General features: G+C 53.4%; 16 protein-coding genes. 4 read left to right on the top strand and 12 right to left on the bottom strand.

What is annotated here, in order from left to right; translation table 11 throughout:
- Positions 1-17 precede the first annotated feature (17 nt).
- Positions 18-356 (bottom strand): P-II family nitrogen regulator, encoded by a 339-nt coding sequence (gene glnK, locus ACLJNW_RS12530; protein WP_000780341.1) that lies wholly within the window; start codon positions 354-356, stop codon positions 18-20.
- Between the two features lie 55 nt (positions 357-411).
- Between glnK and ACLJNW_RS12535 the strand changes: the two genes are divergently transcribed.
- Positions 412-537 carry a hypothetical protein gene (locus tag ACLJNW_RS12535; protein WP_016712120.1) on the top strand — a complete coding sequence of 42 codons (126 nt, stop codon included), beginning with the start codon at positions 412-414 and terminating at the stop codon, positions 535-537.
- A 31-nt stretch (positions 538-568) separates the two neighbouring features.
- Here the strand turns inward: ACLJNW_RS12535 and ACLJNW_RS12540 are convergent, their stop codons facing one another.
- The 3 genes from ACLJNW_RS12540 to decR are packed head-to-tail and all read right to left on the bottom strand — an operon-like array spanning position 569 to position 4,614.
- Complete coding sequence (locus tag ACLJNW_RS12540; RefSeq protein WP_001256076.1) at positions 569-2,350, bottom strand: SmdB family multidrug efflux ABC transporter permease/ATP-binding protein; 1,782 nt, start codon at positions 2,348-2,350, stop codon at positions 569-571.
- Positions 2,343-4,115: a SmdA family multidrug ABC transporter permease/ATP-binding protein gene (locus tag ACLJNW_RS12545; RefSeq protein ID WP_024154481.1), complete on the bottom strand. Its 1,773-nt coding sequence runs from the start codon at positions 4,113-4,115 to the stop codon at positions 2,343-2,345. The genes ACLJNW_RS12540 and ACLJNW_RS12545 overlap by 8 nt, the downstream gene beginning before the upstream one ends.
- A gap of 40 nt (positions 4,116-4,155) precedes the next feature.
- Positions 4,156-4,614: a DNA-binding transcriptional regulator DecR gene (gene decR / locus ACLJNW_RS12550; RefSeq protein WP_000884593.1), complete on the bottom strand. Its 459-nt coding sequence runs from the start codon at positions 4,612-4,614 to the stop codon at positions 4,156-4,158.
- Positions 4,615-4,726: 112 nt separating this feature from the next.
- Between decR and cdsH the strand changes: the two genes are divergently transcribed.
- Positions 4,727-5,782: a cysteine desulfhydrase gene (gene cdsH / locus ACLJNW_RS12555; RefSeq protein WP_072209479.1), complete on the top strand. Its 1,056-nt coding sequence runs from the start codon at positions 4,727-4,729 to the stop codon at positions 5,780-5,782.
- Positions 5,783-5,831: 49 nt separating this feature from the next.
- Here cdsH and cof read toward each other — a convergent pair whose 3' ends face one another.
- Positions 5,832-6,650 carry an HMP-PP phosphatase gene (gene cof, locus ACLJNW_RS12560; RefSeq protein WP_000113030.1) on the bottom strand — a complete coding sequence of 273 codons (819 nt, stop codon included), beginning with the start codon at positions 6,648-6,650 and terminating at the stop codon, positions 5,832-5,834.
- 100 nt (positions 6,651-6,750) lie between these two features.
- On the opposite strand from cof, the gene ACLJNW_RS12565 reads away from it, so the two are divergent.
- A complete protein-coding gene (locus ACLJNW_RS12565; protein WP_024154480.1) occupies positions 6,751-8,451 on the top strand; it encodes an SgrR family transcriptional regulator in 1,701 nt (566 codons plus the stop codon).
- 64 nt (positions 8,452-8,515) lie between these two features.
- Positions 8,516-9,211 (top strand): 7-cyano-7-deazaguanine synthase QueC, encoded by a 696-nt coding sequence (gene queC / locus ACLJNW_RS12570; protein ID WP_000817201.1) that lies wholly within the window; start codon positions 8,516-8,518, stop codon positions 9,209-9,211.
- Positions 9,212-9,316: 105 nt separating this feature from the next.
- Here the strand turns inward: queC and fadM are convergent, their stop codons facing one another.
- The 7 genes from fadM to clpP all read right to left on the bottom strand — a co-directional run bounded on the left by fadM (position 9,317) and on the right by clpP (position 17,672).
- Positions 9,317-9,715, bottom strand: coding sequence for a long-chain acyl-CoA thioesterase FadM (fadM, locus tag ACLJNW_RS12575; RefSeq protein ID WP_001194543.1), 399 nt, complete (start codon positions 9,713-9,715; stop codon positions 9,317-9,319).
- A 103-nt stretch (positions 9,716-9,818) separates the two neighbouring features.
- A complete protein-coding gene (locus tag ACLJNW_RS12580; protein WP_000680322.1) occupies positions 9,819-10,193 on the bottom strand; it encodes a helix-hairpin-helix domain-containing protein in 375 nt (124 codons plus the stop codon).
- Positions 10,194-10,342: 149 nt separating this feature from the next.
- On the bottom strand, positions 10,343-12,214 hold the full coding sequence (gene ppiD / locus ACLJNW_RS12585) for a peptidylprolyl isomerase (RefSeq protein WP_023203865.1): 1,872 nt from the start codon (positions 12,212-12,214) through the stop codon (positions 10,343-10,345).
- 290 nt (positions 12,215-12,504) lie between these two features.
- Positions 12,505-12,795, bottom strand: coding sequence for a nucleoid-associated protein HU-beta (hupB, locus tag ACLJNW_RS12590; protein WP_254888479.1), 291 nt, complete (start codon positions 12,793-12,795; stop codon positions 12,505-12,507).
- Positions 12,796-12,985: 190 nt separating this feature from the next.
- Positions 12,986-15,340 carry an endopeptidase La gene (lon, locus tag ACLJNW_RS12595; RefSeq protein ID WP_001067723.1) on the bottom strand — a complete coding sequence of 785 codons (2,355 nt, stop codon included), beginning with the start codon at positions 15,338-15,340 and terminating at the stop codon, positions 12,986-12,988.
- A gap of 185 nt (positions 15,341-15,525) precedes the next feature.
- Positions 15,526-16,797 (bottom strand): ATP-dependent protease ATP-binding subunit ClpX, encoded by a 1,272-nt coding sequence (gene clpX / locus ACLJNW_RS12600; protein WP_000130314.1) that lies wholly within the window; start codon positions 16,795-16,797, stop codon positions 15,526-15,528.
- Between the two features lie 251 nt (positions 16,798-17,048).
- A complete protein-coding gene (clpP, locus tag ACLJNW_RS12605) occupies positions 17,049-17,672 on the bottom strand; it encodes an ATP-dependent Clp endopeptidase proteolytic subunit ClpP (RefSeq protein WP_023203868.1) in 624 nt (207 codons plus the stop codon).
- Positions 17,673-17,877 lie beyond the last annotated feature (205 nt).

The raw sequence follows: 17,877 nt of genomic DNA on the forward strand, positions 1-17,877 counted from the left end.
TTGCTGTGTGGCGGGTCTTACAGCGCTGCTTCGTCAGCTTCGCCGGTACGAATCCGAATAACGCGCATGAGCTCCGCGACGAAAATTTTGCCGTCGCCAATTTTTCCGGTGTAAGCCGCTTTACTGATGATATCGATCACCTCTTCCAGTTGGTCGTCGGCGATAGCCACATCAATTTTGACCTTCGGCAGGAAATTCACGCTGTACTCCGCGCCGCGATACAGTTCGGCGTGTCCTTTCTGACGGCCAAACCCTTTCACTTCGGTGACGGTCAGTCCCTGAATGCCAATGGAAGAAAGCGCCTCCCGCACGTCCTCCAGCTTGAACGGTTTGATAATCACGGTAACCAGCTTCATAGAACCCTCCAGTCAGAATTAGGTAACGGCTGCCGCCGCGCATGGACTCTTCAGAATGGATATTGCAAAGGATGTGCCAGAAGCTGGCGAGCGAGGAAAAGCGCAGTTAGCGGCGCGTCTTTATATTGACGCGCCCCAAAATCGAAGCAGGGAAAGAAAAACGCACCACGACGGTGCATAATGGGCGAGGTTTTGCCCTGTGGCGCCAAACCTTACGCCGTAGGGCCGGATTCTTCGTGTACGCTGGCGGCTAACTCCTCGCCAACTAACTGTAATTGATACATTTGCCAGTAGCGCCCTTGCGCCGCCAGCAATTGTTGATGCGTCCCGCGCTCCACCGCCTGGCCGCGATGGAGAACCAGAATGGTATCCGCCTCCACGATTGTCGATAGACGATGGGCAATAACCACCAGCGTGGTGCGCTCGCGAATCGCCGCCAGCGCCTGCTGTATCGCCTGCTCAGTGCCGGAATCGATGCTGGCCGTCGCTTCATCAAGAATTAATATTTGCGGGGCGTCAACCAGCACGCGCGCCAGCGCCAATAGCTGTTTTTGCCCGACGGACAGCGTATTTCCCTGCTCGCCGAGATGCGTATGCAGCCCGTCGCTCAAGCCGCGCGCCAGATCTGCCAGTTGTACCGTTTCCAGCGCCTGCCACACCTGCGCCTCGGAGACATCGCGCCCCAGCGTCACATTAGCCAGAAAGGTATCCGCCATCACTACCGGGTCCTGTTGAACCATCGCCACGCCCTGGCGTAAAACGCGATGATTAAGAGAGGAGATCTCTCGCCCATCCAGCCGAATTTCGCCTTGTGTCAGGGGGTAATACCCCATTAATAAGCTGGCGAGCGTGCTCTTCCCGCTGCCGGTGTGCCCCACCAGCGCCACAAAGCTACGGGACGGTACTGAGAGCGTAATGTCCTGTAAAACAAGATTATCGTCGCGGTAAGCAAACGACAGATGATCAATATCAATCGCCCCGCTTTGTAACGGCCTGTCATCGCTGCCATAGCGCTGGCGCGGGCGATCCATCAGTTCAAAAACACGTTCTCCCGCCACAACCGCCTGCTGTAGCATGGATTGCTGGGTGGTCAGTTCAATGAGCGGCTCGTTCAGACGTGACAAATAGCTAATGAACGCATACAGCACCCCGACCTCAATCGTGCCGGCAGACGTAAAGCTGAAAAGCATCAACAAACCGCATAAAATGAGCGCGGAAAAGAGGCTAAGCAGCGGACGCAATAAAAAGCCATCCAAGCGCAGCGTCTGCATCCGCGCCATGTAGTGCGAGCGGCTGGCCTCGCCCATGCGTTCGCCGAAGCGCGCCTGCTGGCGAAACTGCTGGATTACGCTCATCCCATTGATGATTTCGTTAAAGCCGTCGTTAATATCCGCCAGGTATGCCCGCACGCGGCGTACAATCGGCGTGCTGTAGCGCTGATAAATGATCATCACGGTCAATACCGCCGGAAAAATCAAAATCGCCACCAGCGCCATCCGCCAGTCAAGGCTGAACATAGCGACCAGCATGGCGCCGATCAACGCCGCGCTACGTAATACCGTTGCGACGACCGTGACGTACAGATCGCGGATGACTTCCGTATCGTTGGTCACGCGTGAAATTAATTGTCCGACAGGCTGCGTGTCGAAGGCGCTTAGCGGCTGACGCAAGGCGGCATCCATGACGTCCGTGCGCAAGGACTGAACCACGCCAACGGCCGCCCGGTTAAATAATAAAGACTGGGCGTAATGGAGACCCGCCGCCAGAAACTGTAGCCCCACATAGGCGGCCGCCAGCCCCGCGACCTTGCCCAACGGTAAATGGTGGCGGGCCACCATGTTATCAATGAAATAGCTGATCAGCAGCGGACCGCTAACCTCCGCCGCCGCCGCAATCCACAGCATCATCACCGCGACAGAGAGCGGTTTTCGCCATGGCGAGCCATACGCCAGCAACCGTTTCAGCGTCGGCCATAGCTGTCCAAAACTACGCATTCACCGCCTCCTCGCCGCGTTCCGGCGCGTCATCCAGAGCGGCCTCCAGTTGCTGATAGCGATACATATCGCGATACCAGCCAATCTGCTGCGCCAGTTGATTGTGATCGCCGCGCTGAACAACATGACCATGTTGCATAACGATAATTTCATTGGCGTCGGTCAACGCGGATAAACGATGCGCGCTGATGATGACCGTACGCCCTTCGCCCCACTGGCGCAAATTATGCAAAATCTGATGCTCTGTACGACCATCTACTGCTGAAAGCGCATCATCGAGAAGCAGAATTTCCGCATTCAACAGCAGCGCTCTGGCAATCGAGATACGCTGTTTTTGCCCACCCGATAACATGACGCCACGTTCACCTACCTGCGTGTCGTAGCCCTGAGGCAAACGGAGGATATCCTCATGTACGCTGGCTAAACGCGCCACCTGTTCAATATCTTCCTGGGTCGCCTCCGGGCGTCCGAGCGCAATATTATTGGCAATAGAGTCCGAGAACAAAAACGGCGTCTGGCTGACAACCGCCAGTCGGCTACGCCAGCTATCCAGTTGCAGATGCGTCAACGGCACGTCATGGAATCGGATTTCTCCCTGCGTCACATCAAAATGGCGCTGGATAAGCGACAATATTGTGCTTTTCCCCGCGCCGGTCGGACCGCATATCCCCAGCATCTGACCCGGTTTAAGACGAAAGTTCACATTCTCCAGCGCCGGATGCGTCGTTTGCGGATAGCAAAACTCACGAATGGCCGCCGTCAGTTCGCCACGCCCCGCCGGGACCGGCTCTTCGCCATCCTTAACTACCGGCGCTTCCGCCAGCATGGCGCGGATGCGGCTGTAAGCGGCGCTACCCCGCTCCACGATATTAAACATCCAGGCCAGCGCCAGCATCGGCCAAATCATCAACCCCAGATACATCATAAAGCTGGTGAGTTCGCCCAGCGTCAGGCTGCCGTTAACCACCATCCAGCTTCCGCCGCTAATCGCGAGCAGGTTCGCCATGCCAATGGCGATGTAAATGGTTGGATCAAAACGCGCGTCAATACGCGCCACGCGCATATTTTTCTTGCCGGTATCTTCGGCATCCGCCGCAAACAGCGAAGACTGGCGGTCCTCCAGACCAAACGCTTTGATCATGCGGATGCTGGTCAGACTCTCCTGCGTGCGGTCGTTCAGGCTGGAGAAGGCGGCCTGCGCCAGTTTGAAATAATCATGCAGCCGATCGCCGTAACGTTTGATCATCAGCGCCATAATCGGCATCGGCAACAGCGCTAATAGCGTTAGCTGCCAGCTAATTTGCGTCGACATGACAATCAGTACCGCGCAGCCCATTACCAGCGAGTCAACCAGCGTCAGAACGCCCTCGCCCGCCGCAAATACGACGCGATCCACATCATTCGTCGCACGCGCGATCAGATCGCCCGTCCGATGGCGCTGATAAAATTCGGGATGCTGACGACTCAGCTGGCGATAATAATCTTCACGCAGTTCGACGGCTAATTGATAAGAAGCGCCAAATAGCAGCACGCGCCAGACATAGCGCAACAAATAGACCACTACGGCGATCAGGGCAATGGTGCCAATCCACATCGCTATTCGGCCTAGAGTAAAATGCTGTGCGGTTACGCCATCCACGACAATCCCCACCACTTTGGGCGGGATCAGCTGAAGCATCGCAATAAGCATAAGCAGGGCCACCGCGCCAAGATAGCGACGCCATTCCCGGCGAAAGTACCAGCTTAATTGAGCAAATAATCGCACGCGTTATTTCCTGATATGATTTCCGGCAATACCGGGAGAATTATTCAATGGGCAGAGAGGTGGTGTACTTAATCTGTTCCATCGCAAAACTGGAGGTGACGTCTGACAGTCCTGGGACGCTATTGACCAGACGTTTATAGAAGTCGTCATACCGCTTCATGTCGGCCACCTGAACTCGCATCAGATAGTCGTATTCCCCCGCCATCCGCCAGAAGCCAAGCACTTCCGGCATCTCAGAGACGACGGTCACGAACCGACAGTACCATTCACTGCTGTGGTGCTGCGTTTTTATCAACACAAAAGCGGTTAATCCCAGACCCAGTTTTTCCGGGTCCAGCAGCGCGACCCTGCCAAGCAGGATACCGTCATCTTCCAGGCGTTTAAGCCGCTTCCAGCAAGGCGTTGTCGTCAGATTAACGGCATCCGCCAGCGCCTGCAAAGAGAGGGTACAGTCCTGCTGCAATAAGCAAAGCAGTTTACGGTCAATTTTATCTAACATACCCACTCCATAGAGAATATTTTTCTCCTTACATTGTAATTTAAAGGTCAAATAGCAACAATTTTTTCCGTACTTTTCGCTACTCTTGGCACAAAATGATAAATGGATATTAATGATGAGTAGCAATTGGGTTAAAAATGCCATTAATGAAATTAACGCTGACCACCAGCGCTCGGCGGATACGCATCTTATTCGTTTGCCCCTGCCGGCATTTCCAGGTATCCAGCTTTACCTGAAAGACGAAAGCACGCATCCCACCGGTAGCCTCAAGCATCGTCTGGCGCGCTCGCTGTTCCTTTATGGGCTGTGCAATGGCTGGATTAAAGAAGGCACTCCGATTATTGAAGCGTCATCAGGCTCAACGGCGATTTCCGAAGCCTGGTTCGCGCGTTTACTGGGACTGCCGTTCATCGCCGTCATGCCCGCCTGTACCGCAAAACGTAAAATCGAACAGATTCAATTTTACGGCGGCCACTGTCATTTTGTGGAGAGCGCCTGCGAAATTTATGCCGCCTCCGAGCGGCTGGCGCATGAACTGAACGGTCACTATATGGACCAGTTTACCTACGCAGAACGAGCTACCGACTGGCGGGGCAACAATAATATTGCCGACAGTATTTTCCGCCAGATGCGCAACGAACCCCATCCGGTACCGCGATTTATCGTCATGAGCGCCGGAACGGGCGGAACCTCTGCGACGATTGGGCGCTATATTCGCTGCCAGGGCTATGATACTCAGCTCATGGTGGTGGATCCGGAAAATTCCGTCTTTTTACCTTACTGGCAGGATCGCGACGCTTCATTACGCAGCCCGGTAGGCAGTAAAATTGAAGGAATTGGTCGTCCGCGAGTAGAGCCTTCTTTTATTCCGGATGTCGTGGATGAGATGCTGCGCGTGCCGGACGCCGCCAGCGTTGCCACCGCACACTGGCTGGAAACGCAGCTAGGCCGTAAAGTCGGCGCCTCTACCGGCACGAATATGTGGGGAGCGCTGCAGCTAGCGGCCCGGATGCGCGAGGCTGGAGAAACCGGCGCTATCGTGACGTTATTGTGCGATAGCGGCGATCGCTATCTGGATACCTATTACCATCCGGCCTGGGTTAGCGACCATATCGGCGATTTGACGCCGTGGTCAGCGGCCATCGCAAAATTACTTACCGGCGACTAGAAACCAAAAAAAAGCCAGACTGAATGTCTGGCTTGCTGGAAGAGATCTCTCATTCGGGGGAATAAGGTAGATGCGGATTGTCCAGCCAATGCGTCAAAAAGTGTGATACCGCTTGATTACCACAATGTCCGATAACCGAAAGGTGTGGCAGCGCGGCGATAAGCTGCGGCATGGCATTGCCCATAATGAGCCCCCGCCCGACGCTGCCCAGCATTTCCCGATCGTTCATCGCGTCGCCAAACGCCATGCAATCTGCCAGTGAAAGCCCTAAATGGTTGCTCAATACCGCCAGCGCCGATCCTTTATTGCACCCCAGCGGTAGCACTTCCAGGCAGTCGACGGCAGAGAAACAGAGGTGCGCGCGTTCTTCCAGCGCCTCATTGAGCTGAATGCGCAAACGGATCAGATCGTCATGATCGCCGCAAAAACAGATCTTCGTCACCTGATGGGCCGGAATACTTTTTATATCGATAACCTGATAACGAAAGCCGCTGTAGACGTGCGCCTGGAGTAGCGCGGGGATCTCCTGGCCTGTAAACCAGCCGTTGTCATTAAACACATGCATACTGGCTCGGGTATCCCAGGCATGGTGCATCACCGTATCGGCAACCTGAGGATCGAGATCCTGACGATGCAGCACGTCGCCTTCCAGCGAGTGAATTCGCGTCCCGTTACCGGTAATAAGATAAGCATCCAATGAAAGCGTCCCCAGAATATGCCGCATCTCCAGCACATGACGACCCGTAGCGAATGTCAGGGTGATATCGCGTTCGCGCAGACGCGCCAGCGTGGCGATCGTTTCTCTACCCAAATGGTGATCGGGCATTAATAACGTGCCATCCATATCAAATGCTGCCAGACGGGCCATCTCTTTCTCCACACTGTGACGCGGTTAACTTGTTGTTCAGTATTACCTGAGATATACGGAAGTAATAGTGAACAGATAAAAGGAAGTGTTCCGGGTTTCTATGAGGCTACTGAATCGGCTTAATCAATATCAACGCCTCTGGCAGCCTTCCGCCGGGGAAACGCAACATGTCACCGTTAGCGAACTGGCCGAACGCTGTTTTTGTAGCGAGCGCCATCTGCGAACGCTGCTGCGTCAGGCCCAGCAGGCGGGTTGGCTAAGATGGGAGGCGCAGTCCGGACGCGGGAAACGTGGACGGCTCCAGTTTCTGGTCACGCCGGAATCGCTCCGCACCGCCATGATGGAACAGGCGCTGGAAAAAGGGCAGCAGCTCAACGTACTGGAACTGGCGCAGCTGGCGCCGGGCGAGTTACGGGCGATGCTCCAGCCTTTTATGGGCGGCCAATGGCAAAACGATACGCCGACATTGCGTATTCCCTACTATCGTCCGCTTGATCCGCTGCAGCCGGGTTTTCTGCCAGGACGCGCGGAACAGCATCTCGCAGGGCAAGTTTTTTCCGGGTTAACGCGCTTCGACCGCGACAGTCAATATCCTTGCGGGGATTTGGCGCATCACTGGGAGGTTTCCGCCGACGGTTTACGCTGGGATTTTTATATTCGCTCCACGCTGCACTGGCATAATGGCGATGCGGTGGATACCGCGCAGCTACACGAACGCCTGGAAAGGCTGCTTACCCTACCGGCGCTAAGCAAATTGTTTATTAGCGTCGCACGGATCGAAGTAACGCATCCTCAGTGCCTGACCTTTCTCCTTCACCGACCTGATTACTGGCTGGCGCATCGTCTGGCGAGCTATTGTAGCGGTCTGGCGCATCCTGACCTGCCGCTTATCGGCACCGGTCCTTTTTGCCTGGCGTTGTTCACGCCGGAACTGGTGCGTCTGGAAAGTCATGACCATTATCACCTCAGCCATCCGCTGCTGAAAGCGATTGAATTCTGGATCACCCCGCAACTGTTTGCCCAGGATCTGGGCACCAGTTGCCGCCATCCGGTGCAGATTGCCATCGGCAAACCGGAAGAGCTGGCGACGCTGAGTCAGGTAAGTAGTGGTATCAGTCTTGGCTTTTGTTATTTAACCCTCAAAAAGGGCTCACGGCTCAACGTACAGCAGGCGCGGCGTCTGATACATATTATCCATCATACTTCGCTGCTGAAAACCTTACCGGTAGATGAGAACTTGATTATGCCAAGTCAGGGGCTGCTACCCGGCTGGACAATCCCGCAATGGCAGGACGTTGATGAAACGCCATTGCCGAAAAAACTTACCCTGGCGTATCACCTTCCCGTAGAGCTGCATACGATGGCGGAACAGCTTCGACATTACCTGGCGACGCTCGGCTGTGAGTTAACGTTGATTTTTCATAATGCCAAAAACTGGGATAACTGCCCTGCGTTGGCGCAAGCGGATCTGATGATGGGCGACAGGCTGATCGGCGAAGCGCCGGAATATACGCTGGAGCAGTGGCTACGTTGCGATCAGATCTGGCCGCATGTCCTGGACGCGCCTGCGTTTTCCCATCTGCAGGCTACGCTTGACGCTCTGCAAATTCAGCCCAATGAAAAAGATCGCCGCGCCGCGCTACAACAAGTTTTTGCTAACCTGATGGATGACGCCACACTTACGCCACTATTTAATTATCACTATCGCATCAGCGCCCCACCGGGCGTTAACGGCGTTCGACTCACCCCTCGCGGCTGGTTTGAATTTAGCGAAGCCTGGCTTCCGCCGCCTTCGCCGTGAAGAAGCTGGTCGGGATTATCCGTACGCGTTACCATATTGGCTTTCGTCATTGATCAGGATAACTATGAAACGCGCCGTTGTTGTATTTAGTGGAGGTCAGGACTCCACCACTTGTCTGGCGCAAGCGCGGCATCAGTATGATGAAGTGCATTGTGTCACGTTTGATTATGGTCAGCGCCACCGCGCAGAGATTGATGTCGCGCGGGCGCTGGCGTTAAAACTTGGCGCACGCGCGCATAAAGTGCTGGATGTCACTTTGCTGAACGAACTGGCGGTCAGCAGCCTGACGCGGGATAGCATTCCGGTGCCGGACTATGAACCGAACGCTGACGGTATCCCCAATACTTTCGTACCGGGACGCAATATTCTCTTTCTGACGCTGGCGGCGATTTACGCTTATCAGGTTAAAGCCGAAGCGGTGATCACTGGCGTTTGCGAGACCGATTTTTCCGGCTATCCAGACTGTCGCGATGAGTTCGTCAAAGCGCTGAATCACGCGGTGAATCTGGGCATGGCGAAAGATATCCGTTTCGAAACGCCCTTAATGTGGATTGATAAAGCTGAAACCTGGGCGCTGGCCGATTATTGGGGCCAACTGGATTTGGTTCGCGAAGAGACGCTGACCTGCTATAACGGCATTAAAGGCGATGGCTGTGGTCATTGCGCGGCCTGTAATCTGCGCGCTAACGGCCTGAATCATTATCTGTCGAATAAAGCGGCGGTGATGGCGGCAATGAAGCAAAAAACCGGGTTAAGGTGATTGTTTTGCCGGATGGCGGCGCACGCGCCTTATCCGGCCTGGCGATATGCACCATGGTCAATATCGCCAGGCCGGACAAGTTCAACGCCATCAGACAGCGAGGCGTTATTGCACCATCTGTTCCAGCTTTTCACGCAATTCGCCTTCCAGCGGCAGCGCTTTTTGCGTTTTTAAATCAATACAAACAAACGTGATGAGCGCATCAGCCACCACCTGCCCTTCTGGCTCCAGCGTAATCGTCTGGCTTAATACGCCGCTTTTACCGTTAAGCTGTTGTACCTGGCTGGTCACGGTCAGTAGATCGCTCAATACCGCCGGACGACGGTAATTTATATTGATGTTTACCACCACAAAGGCAATATTGCGGGCCGTCATCCACTGAAAGCTGTCGCTGTTTTCCAGCCCATCCCAACGGGCCTCTTCCAGAAACTCCAGATAGCGGGCATTATTAACATGTTGATAAACATCAAGATGATATCCACGAACTTTGATTTGTGTTTGCATAGCGCAATAACCTTACGTTGTTGTTATAAGTAAACGACAAGTACAGAGGTCATAACTGGTATGACCTCTACAGTCTGGCAAATTTTTGCCACTGTGCAAGTGATTACAATGTTAAAACTGCCAGATTACGCTCCACCAGCGCGCTTCCCATTCCCGGCACCTGCTTTAAATCATCCACCGTTTTAAAAGGACCATACTCCTCCCGATAGCTCACAATAGCCTGCGCTTTTTTCAGCCCAACGCCGTTCATCACCCGCGCCAGATCCTCCGCAGACGCGGTATTAATGCTCACCCTGGTACCTTCATCATCGCTGGCTTTAGCAGGTAATGCCGCTTTGGCGGAGGATGAAGAAGGCGTATCCGCTTTTGTTTCCACCGCTGCATTTTTTGCGACAGGCGTCGCCGCCAGCGCGCTATGGGCCATGCCCGCGCAGGTTAAAGAAAGCGTAATAAGCAGTGCTTTAATTCCGTGTTTCATACTGTTTTCTCCTTGTTTGTTAACAGTGCAGCCACGATAGCGGGGCGGAGAAAAACGAACAAACGGCAATTCTCAGAAATGGAAAAGGCCGCGAAAGCGGCCTTTGTGGGATACAACGTTTTGCAATTTTTTGCGAAGCGCCTCGACGATTACTGCTGTTCCAGAGCGTCGCCGATTTTGATTTTCGCCTCTTTACGCAGATTGCTCATCAGCGCCTCAAAGACAATTTGCGCATTGTTCTGCGTGATGCCCTGCACCATCGCTTTTTTCTGCGCTTCCGGCATGGCGCCCGCTTTCACCTCGTCAAACGCCAGCAGAACGACGTTACCCTGCATATCGTTCGCCACGCCATAAACTGGCTTATCTTTCGTCGGAAGGCTTAACGCAAAGGCCGCCTGACTCACCGGATCCTGACTGGTACGACTTAACGTTTTAGGCTCGCCAAAACTCAGCCCCGCCGCTTTCATCGCTTCCGCGCCTTTGCCCGCTTTCAGCTCGACCAGCAGTTTTTCCGCATCCAGCTTCGCCTGTTGTTCCGCTTTATTATGCTTCACCAGGGCAGTGACCTGTTCTTTCACTTCTGCCAACGGCTTCACGGCTTCAGGTTTATGTTCGCTCACGCGTACGACAAAAGCCCGGTCACCATCCACGGTGATAATGTCTGAATTCGGCCCCGGCGTACCGTTTTCGCCCACCAGACCGCCATTAAAGATAGCATCGGCTACCGGTTTGAAGTTCAGCTCTTCCGGTAAGGTGTCACGGCTAAACCAGCCGGTTTCAACTGCTTTTACGCCAGCGACCTGTTCAGCGCCTGCTAACGACTCATTGTCGTTGCTTGCCGCATCGCTCACCTTCTGCTGCAACGCATAGTAAGCATCCAGCGCTTTTTCCTGTTTCACTTTCGCGGCAATGTCGTCGCGAACCTCGCTTAACGGTTTCACTTTGGCAGGCTGAATATCATCCAGACGCGCCACCAGAAAACCGACAGACGACTTAATCACGCCAGATATCTGGCCTTTTTCTTTTAATCCGGCGTTTTTCAGTTCCGGCACCGTGGCAGACTCTTCCAGCCAGCCCATATCGCCGCCATTACGCGCAGAGATGATATCGGTAGATTTCTCTTTCGCCAGCGTGGCGAAATCTTCGCCCTTGTTCAGCGCATCCAGTACCGCTTTCGCATCATCTTCCGTTTTGGTCTGAATAATGCTGTAACGAATGCGCTCCGGCTGAGTAAACTGATCTACATGCTGGTCATAATAGGCCTGAATATCCGCATCGCTGACCGGTGCCTGCATCGTCGCGGCATCCAGCTTGATATAGCTTACGCGGAACTGTTCCGGCGTCATAAAGCGGACTTTATTCTGATCGTAGTAGCTGGACACTTCCTGATCGGTCACCTGCTGCTTCGCCGCCAGCGCGTTGACATCAATAACGGCTTCACGCACCACGCGCTGTTGAGAGACTAATGACGCCAGTTCGTCGGTTTCCCCTTTCAGCATAAAATCAGTACCGGCCACGCCGTTGATCAGTTGCTGAGTGGTAAGCTGGTTACGCAGCGCCTGAGCGTACTGATCGGCGGTCATTCCCATCTGATTCACAATCGCGTTATAGCGGTTGTTGTCAAACTTACCGTCCACCTGAAAAGCGGGAGTGGCGAAAATCGCCTGCTTTACCTGCTCATCGCTGATGCCCAGTTTCAGTTCGCGGGAATATTGATCCAACAGCGCTTCATCTATCAGACGATTCAGCACCTGCTGGCGCAGGCTTTTCATATAACCTTCGTTGGCCGCCAGTTCAGAATACCTGTCGCCCAACTGCTGCTGCATACGGTTACGTTCGTTATTAAACGCATTCTCAAACTGTGCCCGGCTGATTTCCTGGCCATTCACTTTTGCGGCGTAGTTATTGCTTCCGCCAATCAGGTAACCACTAACGCCGGTCAAAATGAACGACACGATAATGATAACGAAAATAATCTTGAGCACGAGACTGTTTGCAGCCGTGCGTAAGCTGTCCATCATGGTGTAACCACACTCCGCTGTAGGTGACTTTACACTTTATCTTTCAGGCGGCTTCTCTGCTGGCTACCGAGTGATTCGCTCAGTAGCCGCGTCGACGCAACCTGAATGATTTGCGTATAGAGACTTCACGCGCATCGCATTTTCTGAACGCGGCGCACAAAAGCCTATTGTGACAAGAAACGAGGGCAATTGTCAGCCCGCAACGCACAGAAAGTCCCGAATCGCCAATAAAAAAGGCACATCAGTTGATGCGCCCTTGTACTTTGTCACATCCCCCGAGGGGATCACGCTTAGTTTACCGCGTCTTTCAGCGCTTTACCTGCACGGAAACTCGGCACTTTGGCAGCGGCGATGGTGATCTCTTTACCTGTTTGCGGGTTGCGACCAGTACGGGCAGCACGCTCTTTAACAGCAAAAGTACCAAAGCCTACCAGTGCAACGTCATCCCCTTCTTTCAGAGATTCGGTAACAGAAGCAATAATCGCATCTAGCGCACGTCCAGCCGCAGCCTTAGAGATATCAGCCCCTGCAGCAATTTTTTCGATCAGTTGAGATTTATTCACTCTTCTCTTCCTCTTTATAATTTATATCGCACCTGAATCCTTCGAAGTACGACCGCGCAGCAGTTATATCAGGCCTGCCACGCCCTTACAACACCCGTTAATGGTGGCAGACCCAATCAACCATCTAAATTAGCTATACAAAAAAAGGCTGGCAAGTCCGAAATAGCCTGCCAGCCCTGTTTTTATTAGCGCTATTTGCGCGAGGTCACTATTTTGCGGTTACAACCTGCATTCCAGACGGTTCGTTTTGCAGAGCAAGCGTCAGAACCTCCTCAATGCGCTTCACAGGATGAATATCCAGATCGGCAATCACGTTGTCCGGAATTTCCTCCAGATCACGTTTATTTTCGAATGGAATTAAGACCGTTTTAATCCCGCCGCGATGCGCCGCCAACAGTTTTTCTTTCAGGCCGCCGATCGGCAACACCTGACCACGCAGCGTGATCTCACCGGTCATTGCCACATCTGCGCGCACCGGATTACCGGTCAGGCAGGAAACCAGCGCGGTACACATTGCGATACCGGCGCTTGGACCGTCTTTCGGCGTTGCGCCTTCCGGCACGTGAACGTGGATATCGCGTTTTTCGTAAAAGTCCGGATTAATACCCAGTTTTTCCGCGCGCGCACGCACCACGGTCAGCGCCGCCTGAATGGATTCCTGCATCACTTCACCGAGCGAGCCGGTGTAGGTCAACTTGCCTTTGCCCGGGACGCAGGCGGTTTCGATGGTCAACAGATCGCCGCCCACTTCCGTCCACGCCAGGCCCGTCACCTGACCTACGCGGTTTTCGCTATCCGCGCGGCCATAGTCAAAGCGCTGCACACCGAGGTAGTCGTGCAGATTATCACCGTTAATTTCGATATGTTTTAACGACTTATCGAGCAACAGTTGTTTAACCGCTTTGCGGCACAGTTTGGAGATTTCACGCTCCAGACTACGAACGCCCGCTTCACGCGTGTAATAGCGGATAATACCGATAATCGCGCTATCGTCGACCGTCAGTTCGCCTTTCTTCAGCGCGTTACGCTCGATCTGCTTCGGCAGCAGGTGACGTTTAGCAATATTCAGCTTCTCGTCTTCGGTATAACCGGACAGACGGATCACTTCCATACGATCCAGCAGCGGCGCCGGAATGTTCATGGAGTTGGAAGTGGCGACGAACATCACATCGCTGAGATCGTAATCCACTTCCAGGTAATGATCGCTGAACGCCACGTTCTGCTCCGGATCCAGCACTTCCAGCAGTGCGGAAGCCGGATCGCCGCGCATGTCAGAAGACATTTTGTCGATCTCATCGAGCAGGAACAGTGGGTTTTTAACCCCCACTTTGGCCATTTTTTGGATCAGTTTACCCGGCATAGAGCCAATGTAAGTCCGGCGATGACCGCGGATTTCCGCTTCATCACGCACGCCGCCCAGCGCCATACGGATGTATTTACGCCCTGTTGCTTTAGCGATGGACTGGCCCAACGAGGTTTTACCTACCCCCGGCGGCCCCACCAGACACAGGATCGGCCCCTTGATTTTATTTACACGGCTTTGAACCGCGAGATACTCAAGGATGCGGTCTTTCACGCGCTCCAGACCATAATGGTCAGTATCGAGGATTTCCTGCGCCTGACGCAGGTCTTTTTTGACCTTGCTACGCGCATTCCACGGCACCTGCACCATCCAGTCGATGTAGCCGCGCACCACGGTCGCTTCCGCCGACATCGGAGACATCATTTTCAGCTTCTGCAGTTCCGCTTCCGCTTTCTCTTTCGCCTCTTTCGGCATTTTCGCCGCGTCGATCTTACGCTTCAGCGCTTCGTTTTCGTCCGGCGCGTCGTCCATCTCGCCAAGCTCTTTCTGAATCGCTTTCATTTGCTCGTTCAGATAGTACTCGCGCTGGGATTTCTCCATCTGCTTTTTCACGCGGTTGCGAATGCGTTTCTCAACCTGCAGCAGATCGATTTCAGATTCCATCATCGCCATCAGATATTCCAGACGTTCGTTAACGTCGGACATCTCCAGTACGGACTGTTTATCCGCCAGTTTCAGCGGCATATGCGCGGCGATGGTGTCAGCCAGACGTGCAGGGTCGTCAATGCTATTGAGTGACGTCAGCACTTCCGGCGGAATTTTTTTGTTCAGCTTGATGTAGCCTTCGAACTGGCTGATAGCGGTACGCACCAGCACTTCTTGTTCACGCTCATCAATGGCTGGCGAATCAAGGTACTCCGCCTTCGCGGAGAAATGTTCGCCGTTGTCAGACAGCGCGGAAATACGCGCGCGCTGTAACCCCTCGACCAGCACTTTTACGGTGCCGTCAGGCAGTTTCAGCATCTGCAAAATAGAGGCCACGGTCCCGACGGTGAAAAGATCGTTTACACCCGGCTCATCCGTCGATGCTTCCTTCTGGGCGACCAGCATGATTTTTTTATCATGGTCCATAGCCGCTTCCAGACAACGGATAGATTTTTCCCGCCCTACAAATAAGGGTATGACCATGTGCGGATAAACCACCACATCGCGCAAGGGCAATACGGGGATTTCAATGCGTTCAGAACGCTCAGGATTCATAGAGCTCTCTCTTAGTTTAGTGTCCGCCAGGTAATCAGATAGTATAGCTGTGCTCCATACCACCTATAACATGTACGTCAGTATATGGGGATGTTTCCCACACATTCAACGGCGTGTTTACAGGAAAAACGAAAGGGGAGATAAAATCCCCCCTTTTTTGGCTAACTGATTGTATGAATGTTTAATTATTCGCCAGAAGCCTGCGCTTCCGGTTTGCCGTAAATCAGCAACGGCTTACTCTGACCGGCAATAACGGACTCGTCGATCACCACTTTTTCGACGTCTTCCATAGATGGCAAATCGTACATGGTATCCAGCAGCGCCGCTTCGACGATAGAACGCAGGCCACGGGCGCCGGTTTTACGCGCCATTGCTTTCCTGGCGATAGCGTCCAGCGCTTCGTCACGGAATTCCAGATCGACGCCTTCCAGGTTAAACAGCGCCTGATACTGCTTGGTCAGCGCATTTTTCGGCTCTTTCAGGATTTGAATCAGCGCTTCTTCGCTGAGTTCATTCAGCGTCGCTACCACTGGCAGACGACCGATAAACTCAGGAATCAGACCAAATTTGATCAAATCTTCCGGTTCAACCTGCGACAACAGCTCGCCTTCGCTGGCTTTGTCGGACTTCGCTTTCACCGTCGCGCCAAAACCAATGCCGGAGCCGGTTTCAACACGGTTAGCGATCACTTTATCCAGACCGGCAAACGCGCCGCCGCAGATAAACAGAATCTTAGAGGTATCTACCTGTAAGAACTCCTGCTGCGGATGTTTGCGACCGCCCTGCGGTGGAACCGCGGCGACAGTGCCTTCGATCAGTTTCAGCAACGCCTGCTGTACGCCTTCGCCGGAAACATCGCGGGTAATGGACGGATTGTCTGATTTACGCGAAATCTTATCGATTTCATCAATGTAGACAATCCCACGCTGCGCTTTTTGCACGTCGTAGTCGCATTTCTGCAACAGTTTCTGAATGATATTCTCGACGTCTTCCCCCACGTAACCCGCTTCGGTCAGCGTGGTCGCATCCGCCATAGTGAACGGCACATCCAGCAAGCGCGCCAGCGTTTCCGCCAGCAGCGTTTTACCGGAACCGGTCGGTCCAATCAGCAGAATGTTGCTTTTACCTAACTCGACGCCATTGCTGGTATCGCCGTTACGCAGACGCTTGTAGTGGTTATAGACCGCCACCGCCAGCACTTTTTTCGCCTGCTCCTGGCCGATAACGTAATCGTCCAGGTGGGTACGAATTTCATGCGGCGTCGGCAGCGCACTACGTTCACGGTGCGGAGCAACTTCTTTAATTTCTTCGCGAATAATGTCGTTACATAAATCGACGCATTCGTCGCAGATATACACGGATGGACCGGCAATCAGCTTGCGCACTTCATGCTGGCTTTTGCCGCAAAAAGAGCAGTACAACAATTTGCCCGAGCCATCTTTGCGTTTATCTGTCATGAGTCAAAACCTCTTCTTTGTTCTTTGTGCCGCACACGACGACGCAAATGCCATTCTCAGGCGCAAGCCGCTAATCAGCGTTGTGCCGCCCTTCATTAGTATATACACAAAATCATTCGAGCTACATCAAGGCGGCAACTCAGCGACTCCGCAGGCGCTTACATAAGTAAGTCACCGGGAGGCGCGCTGGCAACCAACACCGAGGTAGCGTGAAGGATGAAGTGTATAGCGGCACACTTGCGTCCAGGGCATCAATTACGATGGGTCAAAATTGAGTCAACCAAACCGTACTCTACCGCTTCAGGCGCGGAGAGGAAGCGATCGCGCTCAGTATCACGTTCAATCTGCTCAAGAGATTGACCCGTATGATGCGCCATAAGTTCATTCATGCGCCCTTTTACTTTCAAAATTTCGCGGGCGTGAATTTCAATATCCGTCGCCTGGCCCTGATAGCCGCCCAGCGGCTGGTGGATCATGACGCGAGAGTTCGGCAAGCAGAAACGTTTGCCTTTCGCCCCGGCAGTCAGCAAAAACGCCCCCATAGAGGCCGCCTGTCCCATACAAATGGTGCTGACGTCTGGCTTAATAAACTGCATGGTGTCATAGATGGACATCCCCGCAGTAATTACGCCGCCAGGAGAATTAATGTACAGATAGATATCTTTTTCCGGGTTTTCCGCTTCCAGGAACAGCATCTGCGCCACGATCAGGTTAGCCATATGGTCTTCGACCTGGCCGGTCAGAAATATGACGCGTTCCTTAAGTAGACGAGAATAGATATCAAAAGAGCGCTCACCGCGTGAGGTCTGTTCAATGACCATCGGCACCAGCGCCATATGAGGGGCCAAATTATCTCGTTCTTCGCTGTATGACATTTCCGTCTCCTGGATAAAAATTGAAAAAACCTGCTGTACTGATTGTAACCTGATGGACGGATTATCAGCCAGTCCCTCTGTAATGGGTACGGCATCGCCATAATTCAAGCATAACAATCTTTTGTTCTAACGCTAACACTGAAACGCAGTTTTCGCACCCTTACCATGCAAAATGCGTGACAAAAAAAACCCGTCACTGAAAGGT

It is taken from the genome of Salmonella sp. SAL4457, from assembly GCF_046548235.1.
GTDB classification, from domain to species: Bacteria; Pseudomonadota; Gammaproteobacteria; order Enterobacterales; family Enterobacteriaceae; genus Salmonella; species Salmonella enterica.